Origin of the sequence: Rhodococcus sp. T2V, assembly GCF_029269925.1 — a bacterium.
GTDB lineage: Bacteria > Actinomycetota > Actinomycetes > Mycobacteriales > Mycobacteriaceae > Rhodococcus_F > Rhodococcus_F koreensis.
Genome location: NZ_JARJBD010000016.1, coordinates 20,889 through 45,112 on the forward strand (window position 1 = coordinate 20,889; position 24,224 = coordinate 45,112).

General features: G+C 68.1%; 21 protein-coding genes and 1 pseudogene. 10 read left to right on the forward strand and 12 right to left on the reverse strand.

The genetic code is table 11. From position 1 onward, the window contains the following. Positions 1–16: 16 nt before the first annotated feature. The 4 genes from P3H15_RS15755 to P3H15_RS15770 are packed head-to-tail and all read right to left on the reverse strand — an operon-like array spanning position 17 to position 3,915. Positions 17–892 carry an ABC transporter permease gene (locus P3H15_RS15755; RefSeq protein ID WP_276138110.1) on the reverse strand — a complete coding sequence of 292 codons (876 nt, stop codon included), beginning with the start codon at positions 890–892 and terminating at the stop codon, positions 17–19. Then, a complete protein-coding gene (locus P3H15_RS15760; protein WP_005244194.1) occupies positions 885–1,721 on the reverse strand; it encodes an ABC transporter ATP-binding protein in 837 nt (278 codons plus the stop codon). The genes P3H15_RS15755 and P3H15_RS15760 overlap by 8 nt, the downstream gene beginning before the upstream one ends. Beyond that, positions 1,718–2,806, reverse strand: coding sequence for an ABC transporter substrate-binding protein (locus tag P3H15_RS15765; RefSeq protein ID WP_276138111.1), 1,089 nt, complete (start codon positions 2,804–2,806; stop codon positions 1,718–1,720). Before P3H15_RS15765 ends, P3H15_RS15760 begins: the two co-directional genes overlap by 4 nt. A gap of 38 nt (positions 2,807–2,844) precedes the next feature. Beyond that, a complete protein-coding gene (locus tag P3H15_RS15770) occupies positions 2,845–3,915 on the reverse strand; it encodes an ABC transporter substrate-binding protein (protein ID WP_072944870.1) in 1,071 nt (356 codons plus the stop codon). Between the two features lie 277 nt (positions 3,916–4,192). Between P3H15_RS15770 and P3H15_RS15775 the strand changes: the two genes are divergently transcribed. Continuing rightward, the gene (locus P3H15_RS15775) at positions 4,193–5,113 is read left to right on the forward strand and encodes a sigma-70 family RNA polymerase sigma factor (RefSeq protein ID WP_276138112.1); all 921 of its coding nucleotides are present in this window, start codon (positions 4,193–4,195) and stop codon (positions 5,111–5,113) included. Here the strand turns inward: P3H15_RS15775 and P3H15_RS15780 are convergent. Then, complete coding sequence (locus tag P3H15_RS15780) at positions 5,088–5,687, reverse strand: carboxymuconolactone decarboxylase family protein (protein WP_276138113.1); 600 nt, start codon at positions 5,685–5,687, stop codon at positions 5,088–5,090. The two genes, P3H15_RS15775 and P3H15_RS15780, sit on opposite strands and share 26 nt — an antisense overlap. Before the next feature lie 120 nt (positions 5,688–5,807). Between P3H15_RS15780 and P3H15_RS15785 the strand changes: the two genes are divergently transcribed. Together P3H15_RS15785 and P3H15_RS15790 are read left to right on the forward strand one after the other, a co-directional pair. Then, entirely contained in the window at positions 5,808–6,995 is a 1,188-nt protein-coding gene (locus tag P3H15_RS15785; RefSeq protein WP_276138114.1) for a pyridoxal phosphate-dependent aminotransferase, read from the forward strand. Further along, positions 6,992–8,023 (forward strand): AraC family transcriptional regulator, encoded by a 1,032-nt coding sequence (locus tag P3H15_RS15790; protein ID WP_276138115.1) that lies wholly within the window; start codon positions 6,992–6,994, stop codon positions 8,021–8,023. The genes P3H15_RS15785 and P3H15_RS15790 overlap by 4 nt, the downstream gene beginning before the upstream one ends. 12 nt (positions 8,024–8,035) lie before the next feature. On the opposite strand, the gene P3H15_RS15795 is transcribed toward P3H15_RS15790, so the two are convergent. The 3 genes and pseudogenes from P3H15_RS15795 to P3H15_RS15805 all read right to left on the reverse strand — a co-directional run bounded on the left by P3H15_RS15795 (position 8,036) and on the right by P3H15_RS15805 (position 9,402). After that, the gene (locus tag P3H15_RS15795; protein WP_124392660.1) at positions 8,036–8,461 is read right to left on the reverse strand and encodes a VOC family protein; all 426 of its coding nucleotides are present in this window, start codon (positions 8,459–8,461) and stop codon (positions 8,036–8,038) included. A 77-nt stretch (positions 8,462–8,538) separates the two neighbouring features. Then, positions 8,539–8,667: pseudogene (locus P3H15_RS15800) on the reverse strand (zinc-binding dehydrogenase); the annotation flags it as partial. Positions 8,668–8,754: 87 nt separating this feature from the next. Continuing rightward, the gene (locus tag P3H15_RS15805; protein ID WP_276138116.1) at positions 8,755–9,402 is read right to left on the reverse strand and encodes a LysE family translocator; all 648 of its coding nucleotides are present in this window, start codon (positions 9,400–9,402) and stop codon (positions 8,755–8,757) included. A gap of 145 nt (positions 9,403–9,547) precedes the next feature. Between P3H15_RS15805 and thpD the strand changes: the two genes are divergently transcribed. The 3 genes from thpD (at position 9,548) to P3H15_RS15820 (ending at position 13,487) form a co-directional block, all read left to right on the forward strand. Next, entirely contained in the window at positions 9,548–10,459 is a 912-nt protein-coding gene (gene thpD, locus P3H15_RS15810) for an ectoine hydroxylase (RefSeq protein ID WP_276138117.1), read from the forward strand. 172 nt (positions 10,460–10,631) lie between these two features. Next, positions 10,632–12,782, forward strand: a complete 2,151-nt coding sequence (locus tag P3H15_RS15815; protein WP_276138118.1) for an MMPL family transporter — start codon at positions 10,632–10,634, stop codon at positions 12,780–12,782. A gap of 57 nt (positions 12,783–12,839) precedes the next feature. Continuing rightward, on the forward strand, positions 12,840–13,487 hold the full coding sequence (locus P3H15_RS15820; RefSeq protein WP_276138119.1) for an alpha-ketoglutarate-dependent dioxygenase AlkB: 648 nt from the start codon (positions 12,840–12,842) through the stop codon (positions 13,485–13,487). On the opposite strand, the gene P3H15_RS15825 is transcribed toward P3H15_RS15820, so the two are convergent. Next, positions 13,488–14,576, reverse strand: coding sequence for a 3-deoxy-7-phosphoheptulonate synthase (locus P3H15_RS15825; RefSeq protein WP_276138120.1), 1,089 nt, complete (start codon positions 14,574–14,576; stop codon positions 13,488–13,490). Positions 14,577–14,848: 272 nt separating this feature from the next. Then, positions 14,849–15,856 (reverse strand): helix-turn-helix transcriptional regulator, encoded by a 1,008-nt coding sequence (locus P3H15_RS15830; RefSeq protein WP_276138121.1) that lies wholly within the window; start codon positions 15,854–15,856, stop codon positions 14,849–14,851. A gap of 147 nt (positions 15,857–16,003) precedes the next feature. On the opposite strand from P3H15_RS15830, the gene P3H15_RS15835 reads away from it, so the two are divergent. The 4 genes from P3H15_RS15835 to P3H15_RS15850 are packed head-to-tail and all read left to right on the forward strand — an operon-like array spanning position 16,004 to position 20,640. Continuing rightward, the gene (locus P3H15_RS15835) at positions 16,004–17,434 is read left to right on the forward strand and encodes a GntP family permease (RefSeq protein ID WP_276138122.1); all 1,431 of its coding nucleotides are present in this window, start codon (positions 16,004–16,006) and stop codon (positions 17,432–17,434) included. 25 nt (positions 17,435–17,459) lie between these two features. After that, complete coding sequence (locus P3H15_RS15840; RefSeq protein ID WP_276138123.1) at positions 17,460–18,713, forward strand: CaiB/BaiF CoA-transferase family protein; 1,254 nt, start codon at positions 17,460–17,462, stop codon at positions 18,711–18,713. Next, positions 18,710–19,648: a hydroxymethylglutaryl-CoA lyase gene (locus P3H15_RS15845; RefSeq protein WP_276138124.1), complete on the forward strand. Its 939-nt coding sequence runs from the start codon at positions 18,710–18,712 to the stop codon at positions 19,646–19,648. The genes P3H15_RS15840 and P3H15_RS15845 overlap by 4 nt, the downstream gene beginning before the upstream one ends. Further along, complete coding sequence (locus P3H15_RS15850; RefSeq protein ID WP_276138125.1) at positions 19,645–20,640, forward strand: D-glycerate dehydrogenase; 996 nt, start codon at positions 19,645–19,647, stop codon at positions 20,638–20,640. Before P3H15_RS15845 ends, P3H15_RS15850 begins: the two co-directional genes overlap by 4 nt. Positions 20,641–20,676: 36 nt before the next feature. Here P3H15_RS15850 and P3H15_RS15855 read toward each other — a convergent pair whose 3' ends face one another. Beyond that, on the reverse strand, positions 20,677–21,462 hold the full coding sequence (locus P3H15_RS15855; RefSeq protein ID WP_276138126.1) for an IclR family transcriptional regulator: 786 nt from the start codon (positions 21,460–21,462) through the stop codon (positions 20,677–20,679). A 284-nt stretch (positions 21,463–21,746) separates the two neighbouring features. Beyond that, positions 21,747–24,200, reverse strand: coding sequence for an ATP-dependent Clp protease ATP-binding subunit (locus P3H15_RS15860; RefSeq protein WP_276138127.1), 2,454 nt, complete (start codon positions 24,198–24,200; stop codon positions 21,747–21,749). Positions 24,201–24,224: the final 24 nt, after the last annotated feature.

Genomic DNA, 24,224 nt, shown 5'->3' on the forward strand with positions numbered 1-24,224 from the left:
TCTTTTCCGGTAAGGACTAGACCCGCCAGCGGGACAGCCTGCGTTCGATCAGTACGAGAACGGCGTTGATCGTCAGGCCGAGAACCGAGATGGCGACGATGCCCGCGTACATGTTGGGGATCTGGAAGTTGAACTGGGAGGCCGTGATCAGGTAGCCGAGCCCGGCCTTGGCCCCGACCATCTCGGCGGCGATCAGCACGAGGATCGACGACGCGGCGGCCATGCGGATTCCGGTGAAGATGGTGGGAACGGCGGCGGGCAGGACGACCTTCTGGAACAGGCGCACGGGCGAGAGTCCCAGCGAGGACGCCGACTTGATCAGCAGCGGGTCGACGGTGCGGACGCCGGAGATCGTGTTCAGCAGGATCGGGAAGGTGCACGCGTAGATCACCAGGGCGATCTTGGACTCCTCGCCGATGCCGAGGATGAGGATGAACACGGGGAGCAGTGCCAGCGCCGCCGTGTTGCGGAACAGTTCCAGGATCGGGTTCAGGAAGTCCGACACGGGCCGGTACCAGGCGATGGCGATGCCCAGCGGGATCGCGATCACGACGGCCACGAAGAAGCCGATCAGTGCGCGGGAGAGGCTGGCGGACACGTGCTGCCACAGCTCACCGCTCTGAAGCAGGTCGAAGAACGCCTCGATCACCGTGCTGAACGGGGGCAGGAACACCTCGTCGACGAGACCGAGGCGGGGGGCGATCTCCCACAGCGCCAGGAACGCGACGATCGCGACGGACGGCTTCAGGATCCGCCACGCGAGCGGACGCAGCGCCGCGCCGGCACGCTGGACGGCACCCGGCTCGGGCGGGGTGGAAGCGGGCGTCGGAGCCGCGGTCCGGGTCGGATCGGCGGCGACAGGAACTTCCGGTGTCGCGAGTGCGCTAGACATGTGCTTCCTCCTTCTCGATTACCTGTGCACGCTCCACTTCGCCGTGCAGCAGCGTCCAGATGCGGTGTCGGTAGTGCCGGAACTGCTCGTTGGATCGGACGTCCTCGCCGCTGCGGTCGATGTCGATGTCCACGAACGTCTTCACCCGGCCGGGGCGTGACGTCAGGACGGCGACCCGCTGCCCGAGGTAGATGGCCTCGTCGATGCCGTGGGTGATGAACAGGATCGTCTTGCCGGTGGCCTTCCAGATGCGCAGCAGTTCGTCCTGCAGCGACTCGCGGGTCTGCGCGTCGAGCGCGGCGAACGGCTCGTCCATCAGCAGCACCTCGGGGTCGAACGCCAGGCTCCGGGCGATCGCGACGCGCTGCTTCATGCCTCCCGACAACTCGTGCGGGTAGCGGTCGCCGAACCCCTTCAGGCCGACGAGTTCGAGGTAGTGCTCGGCGAGTTCGCGCCGTTCCTTCTTCGGTAGTCCCTTGGCCTCGAGCCCGAACTCGATGTTGTGCCGGGCCGTCCGCCACGGCAGGAGCGCGTACTGCTGGAAGACGATGCCGCGGTCGAGCCCCGGCCCGGTCACCGGCTGCCCGTCGAGCAGGATCCGGCCCGACGTGGGGGTGCTGAGCCCGCCGAGCAGGTCGAGCAGCGTGGACTTCCCGCACCCGCTCGGCCCGACGAGGACGAGGAATTCGCCGTCCGCGAGATCGATGTCGATGTCTTCGATCGCGGTGAACTTGTCCTTCGACCCGCGCACGTCGAACTGCTTGGTGACGTGCTCGAGGCGGAGCTTGGGCGTCTGAACCCGGTCGGGATTCGAGGCGGTGGTGCTCATTTCTGTCCTTCCAGTACTTCTCCGTCGGGCCCGCTCTCGGCGGGGAACGTGCCGTTGGCGTACGGGTTGAATTCGTTGGTGTACAGGTCGGTCGCGGTCAGCTTGCCCTCGTCGAGCTCACCGTTCCGGACGAGCCAGTCGATCCAGGTCTGCAGCTCCTTCTCCTGGATCACGGCCCCGGCGATGGGAATTCCGGAGCTGCGCCAGTAGTCGATGGCCTCGTCGCTCTCGTTGCGGCCGCGCCTGTCGATGATGTTCTTCAGCCGTGCGACCACCTCCTCGCGCGGGGTCACCTGGGTCCAGCGGATGGCCCGGGCCGTGCCCTGCACGAAGTCCGCGACGGCGTCCTCGTTCTTCGCCAGGAAGTCGTCCCGCACCACGTACGTGCCGTAGCTGAACGCGCCGAAGAGATCCCGGTCCGTGAACAGCGGCCGGATTCCGCCACGCTCCTGGGCTGTTTCACGGTAGATGCCGTTGATCGCGGCCACGTCGATCTGGCCTTCGCGTAGCGCCTGTTCGTTGTTCACCGGCGGCACGACGATCAGTTCCACCTGCTGGATCTCGTCCGGGGTCAGGCCCTGCTGGGCCAGCCACTCCCGGACGAGGAACTCGTGGTGCGCGCCGAGCGTGTTCATCCCGACCTTCTTGCCGATCAGGTCACGCGCCGAGCGAATGGGGCTGCCGTCCAGCACGAAGTATCCGGTGAACTCGCCGGCATCCGCGCCGTAGGAACTCAGCACCGACGTGATCGGCGCCCCCGCGGCGTTGAGTTTGACGACGGCCCCGTTGAAGGCCGAACCGAATTCGACGTCACCGGTGGCCGCGGACTGGATGTCCTGCGGGCCGCTGGTGGTGTCGCCGACCCATTCGAGTTTTACCTTGTCGTAGTACCCCAGGTCCTCGGCGAGTTCGTGGAATCCCACGTCTCCGGCCCACCCCTGGTATCGCAGAACCGTCTTTCCGTCCTCGGTGGTGGCGGTGTCCGACGAGCCGGCACATCCCGCCACTCCCGAGGCCAACGTGAACAGTGCTGCGGTTGCCGCGAGTGCGCGCACGGCGCCTCGCCGGAACCGGGAGTGGGACATCGACTTCACTTTCTTCTCGTGAGGACCTGGGGTGGAATTCACTTGGCGGCCAGCGCCTGTCCGTCGGGGCCGCTGTCGGCGGGGTAGGTGCCGTTGGCATACGGGTTGTACTCGTTGGTGTAGACGTCGGCGGGCGTGAGCTTGCCGTCCTCGAGTTCCCCGTTGCGCACGAGCCAGTCGATCCAGGTCTGGATCTCCTGGTCGGTGAGCACGCCACCGGGGCCTGCGACACCCGGCGACTTCCAGTAGCCGACGAGATCGGTGGTCTCGTTGCGACCGCGCCCAGTGATGATCTCCTTGTACTTCGCGATCACCTCGTCGCGGGGCGTCACCTGCGTCCAGCGGATGGCGCGGGCCGTGCCCTGCACGAAGTCGGCGACGGCGTCCTTGTTCTTCGCGATGAAGTCGTCGCGGAAGATCAGCGAACCGTAGGTGAAGGAACCGAAGATGGATTCGTCGGTGAACAGCGGACGGATGCCGCCGCGCTCGACGGCCTTGTCGCGGAACACGCTTCCGAGCGTGCCGACGTCGATCTGCCCCTGCCGCAGCGCCTGCTCGGTGTTCACCGGCGGCACGACGGTCAGCTCGACCTGCTTGATCTCGTCCGGGGTCAGGCCTTCCCGCGCCAGCCACTCACGGACCAGGAACTCGTGGTGCGCGCCGAGCGTGTTCATGCCGACCTTCTTGCCGATCAGGTCACGTGCCGACGTGATCGGGCTTCCGTCGAGTACGTAGTACCCGTTGAACGTCTCCTTGTCGGAGCCGTAGTAGCCGATGACGGACGTGATCGGAGAATCGGCCGCGGCGAGCTTCAGGACCGCTCCGTTGAACGCCCCACCGAAGTCGGTCTGGCCCGTGGCGGCGTTCTGAATGCTCTGTGGCCCACTGGTGGTGTCGCCGATCCAGTTCAGTTCGACCTTCTGGTAGTAGCCCAGGTCGGCCGCGAGTTCCGGGAACGAGACCTGGCCCGTGGTGCCCTCGTAGCGCAGCACGGTCTTGCCGTCGGCGGTCGTGGTGGTTTCGGATTTGGAGCAGGCAACAGCGAGACTGGTAAGGGAGAGGAGGGCGGCAGCGGCCGCCAGAGTCCGCGCGAAACGGGGACGAATCATCGAAGGTCTTCCTAGTGTGTGATGCCCGCGAACGACGAAGCAGCGGGCCGTGCGAGCGCACTCCGGCCGGCCCGGCGGTCGCCGGAGGGGGTTGGCAGGACGTGCAGAAGAAAAGGGGTGCGGAAAAGCCAGGTCAGCTACGACAGCCGAAACACTGGAACATGGCAGACTCCCTGGACGTGGTGTGGTCGCCACACCATACGTCCGGACCCACCACCAGGGTCAACGGTTACGCACACGACGGATTTTATGTCTGGACCGCACGTAGGATATCGGCATGCCCACCGCGACGCTGGTAGACGAATTCGAGTCCCACCGGCGGCATCTGCTCTCGGTAGCGTACCGGCTGACCGGAAGTGTCAGCGACGCCGAGGACGCCGTGCAGGAGTCGTGGCTGCGACTCGACGACGCGAACGCCGCGACCATCCGCGACCTCGGGGCCTGGCTGACCACGGTGGTCGGGCGGATCTGCCTCGACCGGTTGCGTTCGGCCGCGGTGCGGCGGGAACAGTATGTCGGCCAATGGCTTCCGGAACCGGTCGTCACCGGGCTGTCACCGTCCGCGGAGCCGGACCCCTTGGAAGCGGTCGTCCGGGACGAGGACAACCGCCTCGCGGCGCTGATCGTGCTCGACACCCTCACCCCGGCGCAACGGGTCGCGTTCGTGCTGCACGACGGATTCGGGGTGCCGTTCGACGAGGTGGCGGCGATTCTCGGTATCGAGACACCCGCGGCGCGCCAGCTCGCGTCGAGAGCCCGCAAGGCGGCTGCCGCAACGACACCCGCGGTTCCCGACGAGGAACATGCTCTCGCCGTGCAGCGGCTGCTCGAGGCACTCGCCGGCGGCGACCTCGACGCGGTGGTCGCCGCCCTGCACCCGGACGCCCTCGTCATCGGCGACGCCAACGGCACCACGAGCACCGCCGTCAACGTCATCCGCGGCGCCGACAAGTTCGCCCGCTTCTTCCTCGGCCTCGTCCAGCGGTACGGGCCGGAGGTGTTCACCGCCATGGAGCTGGTTCTGGTCAACGGTCAGCTCGGCTACTTCACCGCCGGATTCACCGGAGACGATGCCCACCGCAGCTCGCCTGCGCGAGTGGGTGGGTTCACCGTCCGCGACGGTCTCGTCTACGCGGCGTACGACATCGCCAACCCGGAGAAGTTCGCCGGGATCATGCTCCCGGACCGTCCGTCGTGACGGCGGCGTCGTCGGCCCACGGCACCCGGCACGAATCGGTGCCGAACCCCTGTTCGGTGATGCCCAGCGCCGAGTACATCCGGGCGCGCATGTTCTCGATACCGATCTGATAGGACAGTTCGACGACGCCGGCCCGGCCGAACCGCCGCTCGAGGTCCGCCACCTGCTCGTCGGTGACGGTGGTGGGCGTCGCCGTCATCGCGTCGGCGTACGCGATGGCCGCGCGTTCGTCGTCGCTGTACGCGGGCGAGTCGGCGTAGTCGGCGATGTGCTTCAGCCGCTCCACGTCCAGGCCGTCGAGGCGTTGCAGCATCGTGCCGAAGTCGACGCACCACGAGCAGCCGATCGTCCAGGCCACGCGGAAGACGGCGATCTCCCGCACGTTCGCCGGGAGGACGGTCGACGCCTTCTGCACCGCCAACTCGTGCCGCGCCGAGGCGACGAACAGTTTGCGGTGATGGGCGAGCACGGCGAACGGCTCGGGCACCTCGTCGAACTTGTGGGCAGCATATTTGTAGGCGACCTTCACCAGCGGGCTCGCGTCCGCGGGGGCCACTGCGGGAATGCGGGGCATTGCGTCCTCCATCGTCACCGCGCGCCCTTCGCGCGCCGTCTACTGAGAAGACGAGACAGCCCCGCAGAACGTGACGCGGCCCTGTGCAACCGGCGCCGTCACACCGACTACGCTGCAGTAATGCCCGCAACGCCGCGCAACCGCACCGTCCAGCGCTTGCAGCCGTTCGCGTCCACCATCTTTGCCGAGATGACCGCGCTCGCCGTGCGTCACGACGCAATCAACCTCGGTCAGGGTTTCCCCGACACCGACGGTCCCGCGTCCATGCTCGACACCGCGCGGCAAGCGATCGCGGACGGGCTCAACCAGTACCCACCCGGCCCCGGCATGCCCGTGCTCCGGCAGGCGGTCGCCGCCGACCGTCTGGCGCGGTACGGGCTCGACCAGGACCCCGACTCGGAGGTGCTGATCACCGTCGGCGCCACCGAGGCCATCAGCGCCGCCATTCTGGGTCTGGTCGAACCGGGTGAGGAGGTGGTGCTGATCGAGCCGTACTACGACTCCTACGCCGCCTCGGTCGCGCTGGCGGGCGCGGTGCGGCGCAGCGTGCCGCTCGCCCGCTCCGGCCAGGACTTCGTCGTCGACCTCGACGCGCTGCGGGCCGCGATCACACCGAAGACCCGGATGCTGGTGATCAACACCCCGCACAATCCGACGGGCACCGTGTTCACCCCGGACGAGGTCGCCGCCGTCGCGGAGCTGGCCTGCGAGCACGATCTGCTGGTGCTGAGCGACGAGGTGTACGAGCACCTGGTCTTCGACGGCCGCACGCACACCGCCCTGGCCACCCTGCCGGGAATGTACGAACGGACCGTCTCGGTGTCGAGTGCCGCCAAGACGTTCAACGTCACCGGGTGGAAGATCGGCTGGGCGTGCGGTCCGGCGGAACTGATCGACGCGGTCCGCACCGCGAAGCAGTACATGTCGTTCGTCGGCGGCGGACCGTTCCAGCCCGCGGTGGCGCACGCGCTGAGCCACGAGCAGCAGTGGGTGAAGGAACTGCGGGACAGTCTCCAGGCCAAGCGGGACGTGCTGTACGACGCGCTCGTCGCGTCCGGTCTCGAGGTCCATTCGGGCGGCGGCACGTACTACCTGTGCGCCGACATCACCGCGATCGGCGAACGCGACGGCATCGACTTCTGCCGCACGCTGCCGGAGCGCATCGGTGTGGCCGCGGTGCCGGTCAGCGTGTTCACCGACCATCCGCGGCCGTGGAACCCGCTGGTGCGGTTCGCTTTCTGCAAACAGGATCACGTGCTCGAGGAGGCCGCGCGGCGGCTACGGACCCTCGGGGAGCCCGGATCGTGACTGCCCGCACCATCCCCGCCGACTTCGTGCGGCGGGCGCTCGACCTGTCGGCGCGTAGTGGGGTGGACCTCTCCCCCGCGCTGTCGGCGGCGGGAATCACGACGGCGTCGCTGGGGGATCCGCTGGCCCGGTTGACGCCGGCCCAGGTCACCGCGTTCACCCAGACGGTCTGGCAGATCACGGGCGACGAATTGTTCGGCCTCGGGCCGGCCCCGGTCCCCCGCGGCACGTTTCGGCTCGTGTGCCTCGCGCTGATCCACACCGCGGATCTGTCCGCCGCCCTCGAGCGGATGGCCGACATCCTGCGCGCCCTGCCGTCACTGCCCGCCCTGCACATCGGCCCCGGTGTCCACGGCGGAACCCGGATGACCATCGACATCCGCCCGGCCGCGGCCGAACGGTCCACCGAGGAAGTGCAGATTTCCGTCGAGGTGACGCGGGTCGTCACGGACTTCCTGCTGATCCTGCTTCATCGTTTCGCAGCGTGGCTCGTGGGCAAGAGAGTCCGGTTGCTCGCGGTGGAACTTCCGTATCCGGCGCCGCTGCCGCAGCTCGCCGAGAACTACGATCAGATCTTCGGTGTCCCCGTGACATTCGATTCCGACATTCCCGCAATCGAATTCGACAACTCCGTGATGCGGGCGCCCATCATCCAGACCGAGGAGACGCTCGCGGACTATCTCCGGGAGTCACCGACGCTGCTGATGTCGGAACGCGACTACGACAGCACGGCGTCCGCGCAGGTACGCCGGGTTCTCGAGCACGGCATGAAGGGCCGCACCTCGACGGCCGAGGACATCGCGGAGATGCTGTCGATCAGCGTCCCCCACCTGCGCCGGCTGCTCCGGCAGGAGGGGACGTCGCTGAACCAGCTGCGGGAGGAAGTGCTCCGCGACGCCGCCGTCGCCGGGCTCCGGCGCGGCGAGTCCGTGGAGGACCTGTCGGCGCGGCTCGGCTTCTCCGAGCCCAGCGCGTTCCGTCGCGCCTTCAAGCGCTGGACCGGCAGCACCCCGAGTTCCTACCGCTGAGTGGCCGGCGCGTCAGCTGACGCAGAACTCGTTGCCCTCCGGGTCGGTCATCGTGACCCACTCGCTCGGCCCCTGACGGCCCCGGTGGAGCACCGTGGCGCCGGCCTGCTCGAGCTTCTCGGCGACCTCGTAGCGGGCGTCCCCGACCCTGATGTCCAGGTGGAGCCGGTTCTTCACCGTCTTCCGTTCGGGAACCAGCTGGAACAGCACGCGCGGGCGCTCGGGGTGTTCCGGGTCGCGGATGGCCTGGCCCTCCCTCCAGACCAGGACACCCTCGAATTCGATGGTGTCGGACTCCTGCGCGTGGCCGGCCTGCACGAGCCCGCGGATGAACTCCTCATCGCTCGGCTCCACCTCCCAGCCGAGCGTCTGGGCCCACCATTTGGCCAGGGTATGCGGGTTCTCCGAGTCCACTGTGACTTGAAATTCATATCCCATGGCCCGACGGTACAGCGGGGCACCGACAGGTCCCGGTGAGCCGCGTCACCCGTCAGGGTTCGACCAGGATCCGGATGGGATCTCCCGGTCACTCCGGCACCGACTTTCGCGATGGTTCCCGGTGCCTCGTGCCCCTGGGTCACCTCGGGCAGCAGCGCGGGGAACGTGCCGGCGTGGAATCGCTGCGCCCGCACGGTCCCGGCCATCGCCCGCCCCTTCGTCGTCGTTGCCTCGACGTAACCGCGAAGGATGCCCGGGTGTGCATGATTCAGGCCACTCGGGCCGCGGCAGGCTCAGACGACCGCGGGCCGGGCCCGGTCCAGCGCGAGGTGGACGGCGAGACCGCCGAGGACGCTTCCCATCACGAACTTCTGCGCCCGCAGCCACACCGGGCGTCCCGACAGGAATGTCGCGACACTTCCTGCGACGCAGACGATCAGCGCGTTCACGGTGAGCGCGACCACGATCTGCACACTGCCCAGCAGCAGGCTCTGCAACCAGACCGGCCCGGCGCCGGGGTGCACGAACTGCGGGATCAGCGCCAGGTACATCACCGCGATCTTCGGATTGAGCAGATTCGTCGTGAGACCCATCAGGAACAGCCGGGCGGACGAATCCCGCGGCAGGACGCGTGACGGAGCGAACGGCGCACTGCCACCGGGCCGCAACGCCTGCCACGCCAGCCATCCCAGGTAGCACGCGCCCGCCAGCTTCAGTGCGGTGTACGCCTGCGGGACGGCGGAGAATACCGCCGAAATGCCCAGTGCCGCAGCGGCGAGATAGCACAGGAACCCGAGAGCGACACCGGCCAGCGAGACCAGGCCCGCCGCCCTGCCCTGAGTGATGCTGCGCGAGACCAGATACAGCATGTTGGGTCCCGGCGTGAGAACCATGCCGAGCGCGATCGCCGCCACCCCGAGTACCGCCACCGAATCGATCATGTTCGTGACGATCCCACCGCGGCGACGCGCCGTCGCGGTCCAGTCCAGCCTCGGTGGACCTGTGTCCGGGTTGCATTCGTCGACGACCAGTGAGAACGTCGGAAGAGTAAAGCGTTGTCCAATCCGAAAGGGTGAAACACGAGTTATGCGTACGGCCGTAGCCGACAACTACCCCACGAGGGACCGCAACGAGTGCACGATGACCGTCCGTCAGGATCCGGTCACCTGGTTCGATCCGAAACGGGGTGATGCCCGGTCCGGTCCGCTCACAGCGAGTCAGATTGCCGACTACGACGCCCGCGGATACCACTGCGCCGACGCGATCATCCCGCCGCGCGACGTGTTCGACCTGGTCGACGAGATGACCCGCCTCGCCGACACCGACACTCTCCGCGGCGACAGCCGCATCGTGCGGGAGAACGGCGACGGCGCCGTCCGTTCCGTGTTCGACGTGCACCGTCTCAGCGACGTCGTCGACGAGATCATCCGGCGCCCCGAGGTGGTGGGTATCGCCCGCCAGATCCTCGGTTCGGACGTCTACGTCCACCAGTCGCGCCTCAACTTCAAGCCCGGTTTCACCGGCGGCCCGTTCTACTGGCACTCCGACTTCGAGACCTGGCACGCCGAGGACGGCATGCCCACCCCGCGCGCCGCGAGCATCTCGATCGCGCTCACCGAGAACTACGGGCACAACGGCGGGTTGATGATCATGCCGGGGTCGCACCGCGCGTTCGTCTCGTGCGCGGGCGAGACGCCCGAGGACTACTACAAGGAATCGCTGGTCAGCTACGTTCCGCCCACCGGGTCGCCCGATCAGCCGACACTGACCCGGATGGCCAACGAATACGGCATCGACACGATGACCGGATCGGCAGGCTCCGCCACCGTGTTCGATTCCAACTGCATGCACGGCTCGAACGGCAACATCACGCCGTTCGCGCGGTCCAACCTCTTCATCGTGTTCAACAGTGTGGAGAACACCCTGACGGATCCGTTCTCGGCGCCCGCCCCGCGCCCCGACTACCTCGGTAGCCGGGATTTCACCCCCTTGCGGTAACGAGCACCACGACGTACTGCGGCCCCGCTCCCTGACGTCGGAGCGGGGCCGCGGTCTGTCGATACCGCGAAACCCGTAGCCTTCGCAACGCCGTGCATGCGACGATGGCTTGGCAACGGTTCGACCGCCCGGCCCCGGGCGCCGGCCGAACCTTCATCTCCCGGAACGGGGAATGATGTTTGCCTACATCGCGCGCACCGTCGTCGCACACCCGTGGCAGGTCATCGCGGCCTGGGTGGTCGCGGCCGTTGCCGTCATTCTGTTCGCACCCAGCCTCGACGACTACACCACCGGCAATCAGCAGACGTTCCTGCCCAGTTCATTCGAATCCTCCGAGGCGCAGGCCGCCGGCAACCAGTATTTCCCCAGCCTGTCGGGCGCCACCGGCAGCCTGGTGGTCGTCCGCGCCGACGCCGCCCCGCTGTCACCCGCCGACCAGCAGACGGCGCTGAATCTCGCGACGTCGCTGCAGAATTCGGCGATCCCGGGTGTGGTGAGCGTGCAGGGGTCGCCTGCGTCGCTGTCCGCCGACGGGAAAGCCGCCGCGCTGCAGGTGATCTTCGACGGACAACCCGGCGACGACCAGGTCAACGCCGCCGTACCGGTCATCCGCGGCGACGCCGAGCAGCAACTGAACGGCACCGGACTGGTGAGCGGGCTGACCGGTAACGCCGCCATTCAGGTCGACACGACCGCCGCATACGACAACGCCGACAAGATCATCACGATCGCCACCGTCATCGTCATCCTCGCCCTGCTCGGCCTGATCTTCCGCAGTCCCGTCATCGCCGTCCTGCCGGTCGCCGTGATCGGCGTGGTGCTCGCCGTCGTCACCGGCCTCACCGCCGTGCTCGCCGACCTGTTCGACTTCCAGGTCAGCACGTCGCTGCAATCGATACTCGTGGTCGTCCTGTTCGGCGTCGGCACCGACTACATCGTCTTCCTGCTGTTCCGCTATCGCGAACGGCTGCGGCAACAGGCCGCCGCGGGGTCCACCACCGACACGCATCGCGAAGCGCTCGTCTTCTCCACCGATGTCGTCGGGCGCGTCGTCGCGTCGTCCGCGCTCACCGTCATCGTCGCGTTCGCCGCACTGCTGCTGGCGAAACTCGGGTCGCTCACCACGCTCGCGCCCGGTCTCATCGTCGCGGTGGCCGTCATGCTGGTGACGGCGTTGACGCTCATTCCCGCCGTGTTCACCATCCTGGGCCGCCACCTGTTCTGGCCGCTCGGCCCGGGGCACGACAGCCCGCACACACCGTTCGCGTCGATCGGCGCCGCGATCGGCCGTCGCCCCGCTGTGTTCGCGGTCGTGATCGGTGTCGTCCTCGTCGCACTCGCGTCCTTCGCGTCCGGCTACAAGTCGACGTACAACACACTGGGCGAACTGCCCTCCGACACGCCGTCGCAGCAGGCATTCGACACCCTCGACCAATCCTTCCCCGCGGGCGCGCTCAGCCCCACCCAGGTATACGTCGTGGCGCCGGGACCACTCGATCCCGCGTCGCTGACCCCGCTCGTCACGGCCCTCACGCAAGTGCAGGGCGTGTCCTCCGTCGCGCCGCCGCGACCGAGCCAGGACGGTCGCGCCGCGCTCGTCAACGTCGTGCTCGCCGACGACCCCTACTCGAACGCGTCCCTGGATCTCGTCGAGGGCCCGATCCACGATGCGGCCCACGGTGCCGTCCCCGGATCGGAAGTCGTTGTGGGAGGGCAGACGTCCACGTTCGTCGATGTTCGCGCGCAACTCGCGGCGGACACCCGCCGGGTGTTCCCCGTCGCCGCGGTCGCGATCGCACTGATTCTCGCCGTGCTCCTGCTCGCCGTCCTCGCCCCGCTCAACCTGCTGGTGTGCGTGGCACTCACGTTCGTCGCCACCCTCGGCGCCGTCGTGCTCCTGTTCCTGCACGGCCTCGGCTACGACGGCATCGACTTCTCGATTCCGATCGTGCTCTACCTGTTCGTCGTCGCGATCGGCACCGACTACAACATCCTGCTCGCCTCGCGACTGCGCGAGGAATTCCGCAACGGCTATGCGCCTCGCGACGCGGCACGGATCGCCGTCGCCAACGACGCCCCCACCGTCGCCGCCGCCGGGCTGATCCTGGCGCTGACGTTCGCGTCCCTGACCCTCACCGGACTGGCCAACCTCGCCGAACTCGGTTTCGGCGTCGCGATCGGTGTCGCGATCGCCGCCTTCGCCATGGCCCCGATGCTCGTGCCGAGCCTGTCGGCACTCGAAGGTCGCGCCTTCTGGTGGCCGAGCAGGCAGAAGGCGGTCGTCGATACCGGCGACGACCGCGAGCCTGCGGTGCCGCGGTAATCGACGCCGTCGGAAAACATGGGAACATACGTTCGAATATCGAGGTAGTATGGCCGCATGACATCCGCGGATGCGCGGTGTGCGCTCCAGGCTTCGCTGTTCGACGACGCGTCGTTCGGTGTGGAGCTGGGCGAGCTCGGGCCGGCGGTGCAGCGCCGCACGCTGACGGCCGGGGCGTGGGTCGACGTGCGACCGGGCTGGATGACCGGTACCGACGAGCTGTTCACGGCGCTCGCGGAGACGGTGCCGTGGAAGGCGGAGCGGCGCCAGATGTACGACCGGGTGGTGGACGTGCCTCGGCTCGTCCGGTTCTACCGCGAGGACGAGCCGCTCCCCGACCCACTGTTGGTCACCGCGCGAGACGCCCTGAGCCGGCATTACCGGCCCGAACTCGGCGAGGAATTCGCGACGTCCGGACTGTGCTTCTACCGCGACGGGTCCGACAGCGTCGCCTGGCACGGCGACGACACCGGTCGCAGCCGCACCGAAGACACGATGGTCGCCATCCTCTCGCTCGGCGCCGCGCGTCCGCTGCTGCTGCGTCCGCGCGGCGGCGGGCACTCGATCCGGTACTCCCTCGGCCACGGTGACCTGCTGGTGATGGGTGGTTCCTGCCAGCGCACCTGGGAGCATTGCGTACCGAAGAGTGCCCGCCCGCTCGGACCGCGGATCAGCGTCCAGTTCCGGACGCGGGGCGTGCGGTGATTATCCGCGCCGGGCCGCGACAGCCTGCGCCAACCGGTCGAGTTGCGCGGCCGTCGTGTTCCAGTCGATGCAGGCGTCGGTGATCGACTGGCCGTACGTGAGCTCCTCCGACTTTCCGAGGGTGAGGTCTTGGCGTCCGGCCTCGATGAAGCTCTCCACCATCACACCGACGATCCCCTTCTCGCCTGCCTCGAGACGGGCGGCGATGTCATCCAGCACGTCGACCTGCTTCTCGTGGTTCTTGCTGCTGTTGCCGTGGCTGGCGTCGATGACGACCCGCTCCGGCAGACCTGACTTGTTCAGCCGGGCGAGGGTGTCCGCGACCGTCTCGGCGTCGTAGTTCGGTCCGTCGCTGCCGCCGCGGAGGATGACGTGGCAGTCGGGGTTGCCGACCGTGCGGATCAGCGCGGCCTGCCCGTCGAGGTCGGTGCCGGGGAACACGTGGCTCGCCGCGGCGGCGCGGGTGCCGTCCACGGCCACCTGCACGTCGCCTTCCGTCGAGTTCTTGATTCCGACGGGCATCGACAGTGCGCTGCACAGCTGCCGGTGCACCTGGCTGGCGGCGGTGCGGGCACCGATCGCGCCGTAGGTGACGAGGTCGGCGATGTACTGCGGCATGATCGGGTCGAGGAACTCGCAGCCGACCGGCAGGCCGAGCGAGGACACGTCGAGCAGCAGCTTGCGGCCCATGCGGATTCCGGTGTCGATGTCGAACGTGCCGTCCAGGTGGGGGTCGTTGAGCAGACCCTTCCAGCCCAGCGTGGTGCGCGGCTTCTCGAAGTAGACCCGCATCACGATGTGCAGGTCGTCGCGCAGTTCCTCGGCCTTGGCGGCGAGCCGGCGGGCGTAGTCCATGGCGGCGACGGGATCGTGCACGGAGCACGGGCCGACCACGACGAGCAGGCGGTCGTCGTCGCCGTTCAGCACGTTCACCGTGTCGGCGCGGCCCGAGCGGACGGTCGCGGACGCGACGTCGTCGGGGGCGTGTTCGCGGCGCACGACGGACGGCGCCACCAGCGGGCTGATGCTGACGGTGCGCTGGGCGTCCAGGCGATCACTGCTGGTCGTGGTGTCGAGAGTGACAGTCATGGTTCGGGTTCCTGTTCTCAGGCCGGCCCTCGAAGACTGTGGAGATTCCCGCGAGCCGGTCTGTAATCCGGCTCTGGGGTGGAGGAGGTCAGCGCGTGGTTACGCCGACCGGCCCACCCGGGGCCGGCCTGCTAAACCAGAAATATGCGCGCTGCATGACGGCCACAGTAGCGGCTGGCCCGGATCGGCGCCACACCGACCCCCTCCTTGACATTTGTCACGGTGAGGTAGGCGCTCCGCGCCCGTGAGTGGTTAGGGAGTCTCTGGACTCGTCAGCCACTCACGGGGCCGGAGGCCCTGGTCTGCGACGGATTCTCACCGAACCGCCGCCGGTAGGACGCCGCGAACAGGCCGAGGTTGACGTATCCCCACGCGCCGGCGATCGAGGCGACGGTCTCCCCGGGAGGTGCGGTGAGCAGTTCCTCCCTAATGCCCCGAAGCCGCTGCTCACGCACGTACTCGGCCGGGGTGGTGTCCAGGTATTTCCGGAACGATCCGGACAAGGTCCGGACGCTGACCCCCACCACGTCGGCGATGCCGGAGGCCGTCGGCAGGTCGCGGGCGCACTCCCGGATGTACTGGACCGCGTGCCGCACGTAACCCGGCGCCGCCGGTCCGGTGGTCCTGTCGGGGTCGACCCCGGCGCGTGCCGCCCATTCGGTGAGCAGATGGCCGACAAGCAACTCCTGCAGGTTGAGCCCGATGCGCCCGTCCGCGGCGTGCCCCGGTAACTCCCCCGTCGTCCGCATCGCGTATCCGAGCAGCGCCTGCCAGCCGGACCCACCGCCCCCGATGGCGCATTTACGTTGCCAGAGAACGTCTCCCGGATCGAATCCCCACCAGCGCACCGCCGTGTCGGCGAGCACCCGGTGCGGAATCGTGAGATTGAGTTGCACGTGGTCCGGGGAGAACTCGACGAGGTAGTCGACTCGGCTGCAGTCGGCGACGAACGTGTCCCCGGTCGGTGTGTCCGCCGTGGCGTCGTGCTCGACGTGGTGCCGGGCGTTCCCGCGGATGGTCGTGAGGACGAGCGCGTTTCCGGCGTCGGGTGAGAAGTCGCCGACCGAGACGGGGATGCCGTAGGAGAACCGGGTGACCGTGATGTCGCCGATCTTCGTGGAGTACATGCTCGACCTCGGCGCCAGCCCGACCCCGAGCGAACGCACGACATACGGCATGTACACGCGGTCGGACCAGTGCCGGATCTCGTCCCAGTCGTCCGACGTCCTGCGCTCGGCGGCCGGTGGTCGTCCCACCGCAAACGGATCCAGCGCGACCATGCGTCGAGTATGCCCTGTGCGCCTTTTCGGTAGCGGGAACAACCAGAAAGGCGCACAGGGTGGCATTGCTTATATCGTGAGTGTGTGCTCATAATATGGGTGTACCTGTGACAGCAGTCACTGCCCGCCTCCTCGAAGGACGCGCACATGTCAGACGTAGGAATCCTGATCAACACCACGGTCGCCGTCGCGGCGGTCGTGCTGATGATCGTGCGTTTCAAGTTCAACCCCGTGGTGTCGCTGGTCGTCGGATCCGCATACCTCGGACTCACGACGGGACTCGGCACGGCCGAGACGGTGAAGGTCATCAGCACCGGTTTCGGCGACATCATGGCCGAAGTGGGACTGCTGATCGCCTTCGGCGTCCTGATGGGCGCCATGCTGAAAGAAATGGGCGCCATCCAGCGCCTGGTCGGAACGCTTCTCCGGGTGTTCGGACCGAAGCGAATGCCCTATGCGATGTCGCTGACGATCGCGACGTTGCTGCAGTCCATCTTCCTGGACGTCCTGCTCGTCATCTCGGCTCCGCTCGCCCGCAACCTCGCACCGAAGGTCGGCCGGGTCGGGACGGCCCGCATGGCCACCGCCCTCGCGATCGGCCTGGAGTGCGGCATCGTCCTCATGGTTCCCGGCGTCGGCGCCCTCGCCCTGGCCGGACTGCTCGGTGTGCCGCTCGGCAAGATGCTGATCTTCGGGCTGATCCTGGTGATCCCGACCGTCGCGATCTCGGTCGCGATCATGTCGTTCCTGTTCACCCGCGGTTGGTGGAACCCGGAGAAGGACGAGGAGCACTTCCATCAGACGGTCGTCGACGACGAAGAAGAGGACTGGACCGACGGCGGCAGCGGTGGCAGCGCCCCTCGGCCGGACGCAGGCGGAGGTGTCGCCCAGGCGCAACGCGCCGCGACCGTCACCACCGAGCGCACCGAGCACGACCGGCCGCTGATCCTGCTCCTCGCTCCGCTGCTCCTCTCCCTCCTGCTCATCGCGACTGGCGCGATCCTGGACATCGCCGAGATCAGCAATCCGGTCGTCTCGTTCGTGTCGGAACCGCTCATCGCGTTGCTGATCGGACTGATCGGCACCAGCTTCGTCGGACGGATCACCGTCGGGCAGCATCGCGTGCAGAAGGCGATCGCCAGCGGTTTCAGCGAGAGCGGCCAGATCCTCATCCTCACCGGTGTCGGCGGGTCCCTCGCCGCGACCATCGCCGCGGCCGGCCTCGGCGACATCCTCGGCAAGTACTTCACCGCCAATCACGCGGCTCCGCTGCTGATGGTGTGGGTGATCGCCGCCGTCCTGCACATCGCCGTCGGTTCGGTGACGATCTCCGCCATCACCGCGGCGGGCGTCCTCGCACCCATCGCCCCCACACTCGGTCTCGACCCGGTCCTCATCGCTCTCGCGGCCGGCGCCGGCTCCCTGTTCGCGGTCCACGTGACGAGCAACACCTTCTGGTTGCTGCAGTCCTTGATGGGTCAGACCACACGAGGCACGCTGAAGACGTGTTCGGTGGGAGTATCGGTGGCATCGGTCGTCGCAATACTGCTCGTCCTGCCCATGAGCCTCGTTCTCTGAGCGTCACTATCAGTTAAGGATCACCATGTTCTCCGACAACACCATTCGGCCACTCGACGGCGTTCGGGTACTCGAGCTGGGTAACTACATCGCCGCACCGACGGCGGGCCGGATGCTCGCCGACTTCGGTGCCGAGGTCATCAAGGTGGAGCGCCCGAAGACCGGCGACGAACTGCGCAACTGGCGCCTGTACTCCGGCGACACCTCGATGCTGTACCGCACGATCAACCGGAACAAGAAGTCGATCGTGCTGGACCTGCGCACCGAGGAGGGCCGCCAACTCGTCCTCGACCTCGCCGCCCACTGCGACATCCTGCTGGAGAACTTCCGGCCCGGCACCCTGGAGAAGTGGGGTATCGGACCGGACGCGTTGAACGAGGCCAATCCGGACCTGGTGATCACGAGGATCTCGGCGTTCGGCCAGACCGGGCCGATGTCGCAGCGGCCGGGGTTCGCCGCGGTCGCGGAGGCAGCAGGCGGGTTCCGTGAACTCGTCGGCGACCCGGACCGGCCGCCGGTGCGGGTGGGGGTGTCGATCGGCGATTCGATCGCCGGCCTCTACGCGGCGTTCGGGGCGGTGATGGCGCTGTTCCAACGCGAGGCGGCGAAGGTCGCCGGGACGCAGGCTCCGGCCCTGCCGCATCGGATCATCGACGTTGCGCTCAACGAATCGATCCTGTCGATGATGGAGTCGCTGATCCCCGACTACCTGGCGTACGGCATCAAACGCGAACGCGTCGGCGGCCGGATGGAGGGCATCGCCCCGTCGAACGCCTACACCTGCAACGACGGCAACAGCATCATCATCGCCGGCAACGGGGACGCCATCTTCCAGCGCTACATGGACACCATCGGCCGCCCCGACCTCGGCGCCGACCCGGACCTGTCCACGAACGCCGGACGGTGGGCGCGCCGCGACGAACTCGACGCCGCGATCGGCGCCTGGACGATCCAGTACTCCCGTGACGACGCGCTGAAGATCCTCGACACCGCCGGGGTGCCGTCGGGTCCGATCAACACCGCCGCCGACATCTGCAGCGACGAACAATACGCGGCCCGCAACATGATCCAGCAGTTCACCGTCGACACCGGTGAGGCCGAACCGAAGGAGGTCGGGTTCCCTGGCATCGTCCCGGTGATCGGCGGACAGTCGCTGCCCATCCGCAACGTCGGACCGGACCTCGGCGAGCACACCCGGGAGGTCCTCGAGACGCTGCTCGGCAAGACCCCGGAACAGATCGACTCCCTCGTCAACGACACGGTAGGTGACCTCTCATGACGCAATCCTTCGAATCACGCGCCCTGCTCCGCGACGTCACCCTGCGCGACGGATTGCAGCTGACCGGCAAGATGCTGCCCACCGCCCGGAAACTCGAGATCGCCCGGCGGCTTCTCGAACTCGGTGTGCCCGCGCTCGAGATCGGGTCGATGGCCCGCCCCGACCTCGTCCCGCCGATGGCGAACACCGTCGAGGTGATCTCGGAGCTGACCCCGGAGGAACTGGAGCACTGCTGGGTGTGGGTCGCGACGCCCCGGCACGTGGAGAAGGCCGCCGCCGCCGGCGCGCGCCATTTCCAGTACTGCTTCTCCGCGTCCGATTCCCACAACCAGGCGAACATCGGCAGGTCCACCGAGGACAGCCTCGCCGCGATGCCCGCCGCGATCGAACTCGCGCAGGACGTCGGGGGCAGCATCCAACTGTGCATCGCGACGTCGTTCACCTGCCCGTTCGAGGGCCGGGTCCCGGAGCAGCGGGTGATCGACATCGCCAACGACCCGCGCGCGCACGGCGCCGTCGACGTCGTCGTCTGCGACACCCTCGGCCAGGCCGTCCCCGCCGAGGTGTACTCGCTCGTCTCCCGGGTGCGGCTCGAGACCCCGCAACGCGGCATCGTCTTCCACGGCCACGACACGTGGGGCCTGGGGGTCGCGAACAGCCTCGCCGCGGTCGCGGCAGGCGCGATGACCGTCGACGGCGCCCTCGGCGGGCTCGGCGGCTGCCCGTTCGCGCCCGGCGCCAGCGGCAACACCGCCAGCGAGGACCTGCTGTTCGCCACCCGCCCGGACTGGCTGAACCCCGCCACGTTCGGCTCGCTGGTGGAACTGTCCGAGAAAACCCTCGCCGAGCTCGGCGAAGCCAATCGGTCCAAGGCCGCGCAGGGCGCACGCTCCAACGCGTCCGCGTTCGAGTGGGTCATCGGCGGCGGCCGATGAGCGGCGCCCGGTTCTACGTCACCACCCCGATCCCCGAACCCGCCCTCACGCTGCTGCGCGCCGCGGGCAGCGTCGACGTGCCCGAAGAGCTTCCGGACGCCGCCCGGCTGCGGGAGGTCTGCGTGTCCGGCGACTACGACGTGGTGGTGTCGCAGCTCCGCGACACGTTCGACGCCGACCTCCTCGCCGCCGCGAAGATCCGCGGGATCTCCAACTACGCGGTCGGGTTCAACAACGTCGACATCGGTGCGGCCACCGCCAACAAGATCCTCGTCGGCAACACCCCGGGAGTGCTCACCGACGCCACCGCCGACGTCGCGATGCTGCTGATCATGGCCACCGCGCGCCGGGCGGTGGAGGCCGACAGTTTCGTCCGCTCCGGGAAGTTCACTGGTTGGGAACCGAACCTGCTTCTCGGCCAAGACGTCTCGGGGAGCACCCTCGGGCTCGCCGGGTTCGGGCGGATCGCCCGCGCCACCGCCCGCCGGGCACTGGCCTTCGGCATGCAGGTGCTGTTCTGCCCGCGGCCTCCCGGCGACCGGCCGGTGCCGGACGCCGAACTCGGCGAGTTCGCCGGACTCGTCACCCACACCGACTGGGACACCCTCGTCACCAGCAGCGACTTCCTGTCGCTCCACGTTCCGCTGAACGAGCAGACCCGGCACCTGGTGGACGCGGACGTGCTGCACGCGATGAAGCCGACGGCGATCCTCGTCAACACCGCGCGCGGACCCGTCGTCGACGAGACTGCCCTCGTCGCCGCCCTGAAATCCGGGGAGATCGCCGGGGCCGGACTGGACGTCTACGAGGACGAGCCCGCGCTCGCACCGGGGCTGGCGGAACTGCCGAACACCATGCTGCTCCCCCACGTCGGCAGCGCTACCGTCGCCGTACGGTCCGAGATGGCGCGGCTGTGTGCCGAAAACGCGGTGGCCATGGCGGAGAATCGGATCCCGCCGCACCCGGTCAACCCGGAGGCGTGGACGTCGTGACGGACGCCGCGCGACCCGTCCTGAAGCGAGCAGGCCTCAGGACGGGTAGCGGCCGCCCAGCGTCCTGGTGACCTGCTCGGCGCTGCCGACGAGCAGATCCACCCACTTCTCGCACTGCTCGCGGGGCATGCGGAGGGTCGGCCCGCTGATCGCCAGTGCGCCGAGCACATCACCGGACGAATCGAACACGGGCGCAGCCAATCCCGACGCGCTGTCCTCCCGCTCCCCCGCCGTGATGGCGTACCCGTCGGCGCGCGCCTGGTGGATCAGTTCGCGCAGCACGTCGGTGTCGGTGACGGTGCCCTCCGTCATCGGTTCGATGGGGCCGGCGAGGACCTGCTCGGTGAGGTCCGGGTTCCAGGCGAGCAGCACCCGGCCCGCCGACCCGGCGGGCAAGGGGACGATCTTTCCGACGTACATGTTCCGGCGTAGCGCGTGCTCGGTCTCCGCGATGGCCACGCACACCCGGTAGCCCTGCTCGACCCGGAAGAAGCTGGCGGTCTCACCGGTGGCGTCGCGGATCTCCTTCAGCACCGGCGTGACGACGGCCAGCACGTCGAGCCCCTTGGTGGCCGTCGCCGCCCAGAACGCCATCTTCACGCCGATCCGGATCTGGTCGCCGGACCGGTCGAGGAATTCCTGCGCCACCAGGTTGCTGACCAGCCGTTGGACCGTCGACGTCGGCAGGCCCGTGGCCTGGTGGATCTCGCCCAGCGTCATCGACGGACGCGACAGGCTGAAGGCATCGAGGATCTCCGTGATCTTGCTCAGCACCAGCAACGGCTGGTGTTTGGAGGTCAATTCGCCGTCTTCCGCTCGCATACCCACGACGATAGTCGCCCCCACCAGCACGTGAGCGCCGAAGGAGGGCGGAACACACTTCGGCACTCACGTGGGGGTGAACCGACGGTCGCCACACGTGCGGGGATCTCGCGCGGCGGATCCGGGACATCGATCTGCAAGTGCAGAAGGAGAATTGGTTACAGGTGCACGGCGCACACCTCGTCACCGGGTGCCGATCGGGAACGGCGAGGGCGGGTAAGGGGCTACCCACACACGTGAGCGGCAAAGCGTGCCGGAGCACACTTTGCCACTCACGTCGGGGATCAGCCGACTACGAGGTCCAGCTCGTCGCCGGTCACGCCGACTGCGATGCTGCCACCCTCGACGAGGACGTCGTCGAGCAGCAGATCGGCGATCCGATCATCGACGGCCCGCTGGATCGACCGGCGCAACGGGCGCGCCCCGAACTCGGGCTGGTGTCCGTGCTCGGCGATCCAGTCGACTGCGGCGTCGCTGAACGAGATCTCGATGCCCTTGGACTGCAGTCGCTTCCGGCTGTCGTCCAGCAGCAGGTCGGTGATCCGGTGCAGCTGATCGGTGTCGAGCTTGCGGAAGATCACGATCTCGTCGATCCGGTTCAGGAACTCGGGACGCATCGACTCGCGCAGTCGGCCCATCACCCGATCCCGCAGCGGCTTCTCCGACGCCTCCGCGTCACCGGTGCTGAAGCCCAGCGCACCCGACTTGCTGGAGATGATGTCGGACCCCAGGTTACTGGTCATGATCAGCACGGTGTTCTTGAAGTCCACCGTCCGGCCCTGACCGTCGGTGAGCCGACCGTCGTCGAGCACCTGCAGCAGCGTGTTGAACACGTCGGGGTGCGCCTTCTCGATCTCGTCGAGCAGGATCACCGAGTACGGGTTCCGGCGAACCTGCTCGGTGAGCTGCCCCGCCTCCCCGTACCCGACGTAGCCGGGAGGAGCACCGACGAGCCGGCTGACCGTGTGACGTTCACCGAACTCGCTCATATCGAGCCGCAGCATCTTGTTCTCGTCACCGAACAGCGTGGCGGCCAGCGCCTTCGCCAGTTCGGTCTTGCCGACACCCGTCGGTCCGAGGAACAGGAAGCTGCCCACGGGACGGTCCGGATCGTTCATGCCGGTGCGGCTGCGGCGCACGGCCCGGGCGATGGCCTTCACGGCGTCGTCCTGGCCGACGACCCGGCGGTGCAGTTCGTCCTCGAGCCGGCGGAGACGTTCCTTCTCCTCCTCCGTCATCTGGCTGGCCGGGATCCCGGTGGCCCGCGACACGACCTCCGCGATCTGCTCGGCCGTCACCTCGGGCGCGGCGTGCAGTTGAGCCGCGGCCGAGCCGCGGACGTCGGAGACTCCGACGGCCTTCCCGTCGATCCGCGCCTGGACCTCCGTCGCCTCGTCGCGCAGGCTCGAGGCCTTCTCGTACTGCTCATCGGCGACGGCCTGCTCCTTGGCCTGTTCGAGTTCGGCGAGCTTCGCCCGCAGGGCCTCGACGTCGACGCTCGGCATCCGCAGCCGCAACCGGGCACCGGCCTGATCGATCAGGTCGATAGCCTTGTCCGGCAGGAAGCGGTCGCCGATGTAGCGGGCCGACAGTTCGACGGCGGCCGTGATCGCCTCGTCGGTGTAGCGGACACCGTGATGCTCCTCGTACCGGTCACGCAGACCGGACAGGATCGCCACCGCATCTTCTATGCTCGGCTCCGCGACCGTCACCGGCTGGAAGCGACGTTCGAGCGCCGGGTCCTTCTCGATGTGCTTGCGGTACTCGTCGAGCGTCGTCGCACCGACGATGTGCAGCTCACCGCGGGCCAGCTTCGGCTTGAGGATGTTGCCCGCGTCCATCGCACCATCGGCGCCGCCACCGGCACCGGCGATGGAGTGGACCTCGTCGATGAAGACGATCAGCTCGTCCGAGTGCGCCGAGATCTCGTCGATCACCTTGCCCAGGCGTTCCTCGAAGTCACCGCGGTACCGGGTGCCCGACACCATGCTCGACAGGTCGAGTTGCACGATGCGCTTACCCGTCAGGCGGTCGGGTACGTCGCCGTCGACGATCCGCTGAGCCAGGCCCTCGACGACCGCCGTCTTACCGACGCCGGCCTCACCGACCAGTACCGGGTTGTTCTTGGTGCGGCGCGACAGGATCTCGATGGTCTGCTCGATCTCATCGGCGCGCCCGATCACCGGGTCGACTCCGCCGCCGCGTGCGCGTTCGGTGAGGTCGAAGCCGTACTTGTCGAGCGTGGGGGTCTCGGAGTCCGGGGACTCCTCCACCGACCCGCCCTGCACCGCAGTCTGCAGGCGTTCCGGGGTGATGCCCTCGGACGCGAGCAGGCGGCCGGCGGCGTGGTCCTGATCGGCGGCGAGCGCCAGGAAGAGGTGCTCGGGATCGATGTAGGTGGAACCGAGAGCGCGCGCGAGCTGGTGCGCCTCGAGCAGCGCCGTCTTCAGCGCGCCGCTCAGTGCGGGTGTTGCAAAGCCTGACGTGTCGCGGCCCTGAGGCAGTCGCAGTTCGACGGCATCGGCGACGGCCGACGTGTCGGCGCCTGCGCGGCGCATCAGAGAGCTGACGGGGTCGTGTTCTGTCATGACGCGCAGAACGTGGAGTGCATCGAGTTCCGCGTCGCCACGACCTGCGGCGAAACGGGCAGCAGCAGCCATGAGCTCCTGGGTGGAGCGGCTCATGAGCCGACTGATGTCGATGCGACCTGGGCCCTCCGGCCCGAAGAATGCTGGCATTCCTCAGCCTCCTATAAGTTGAGC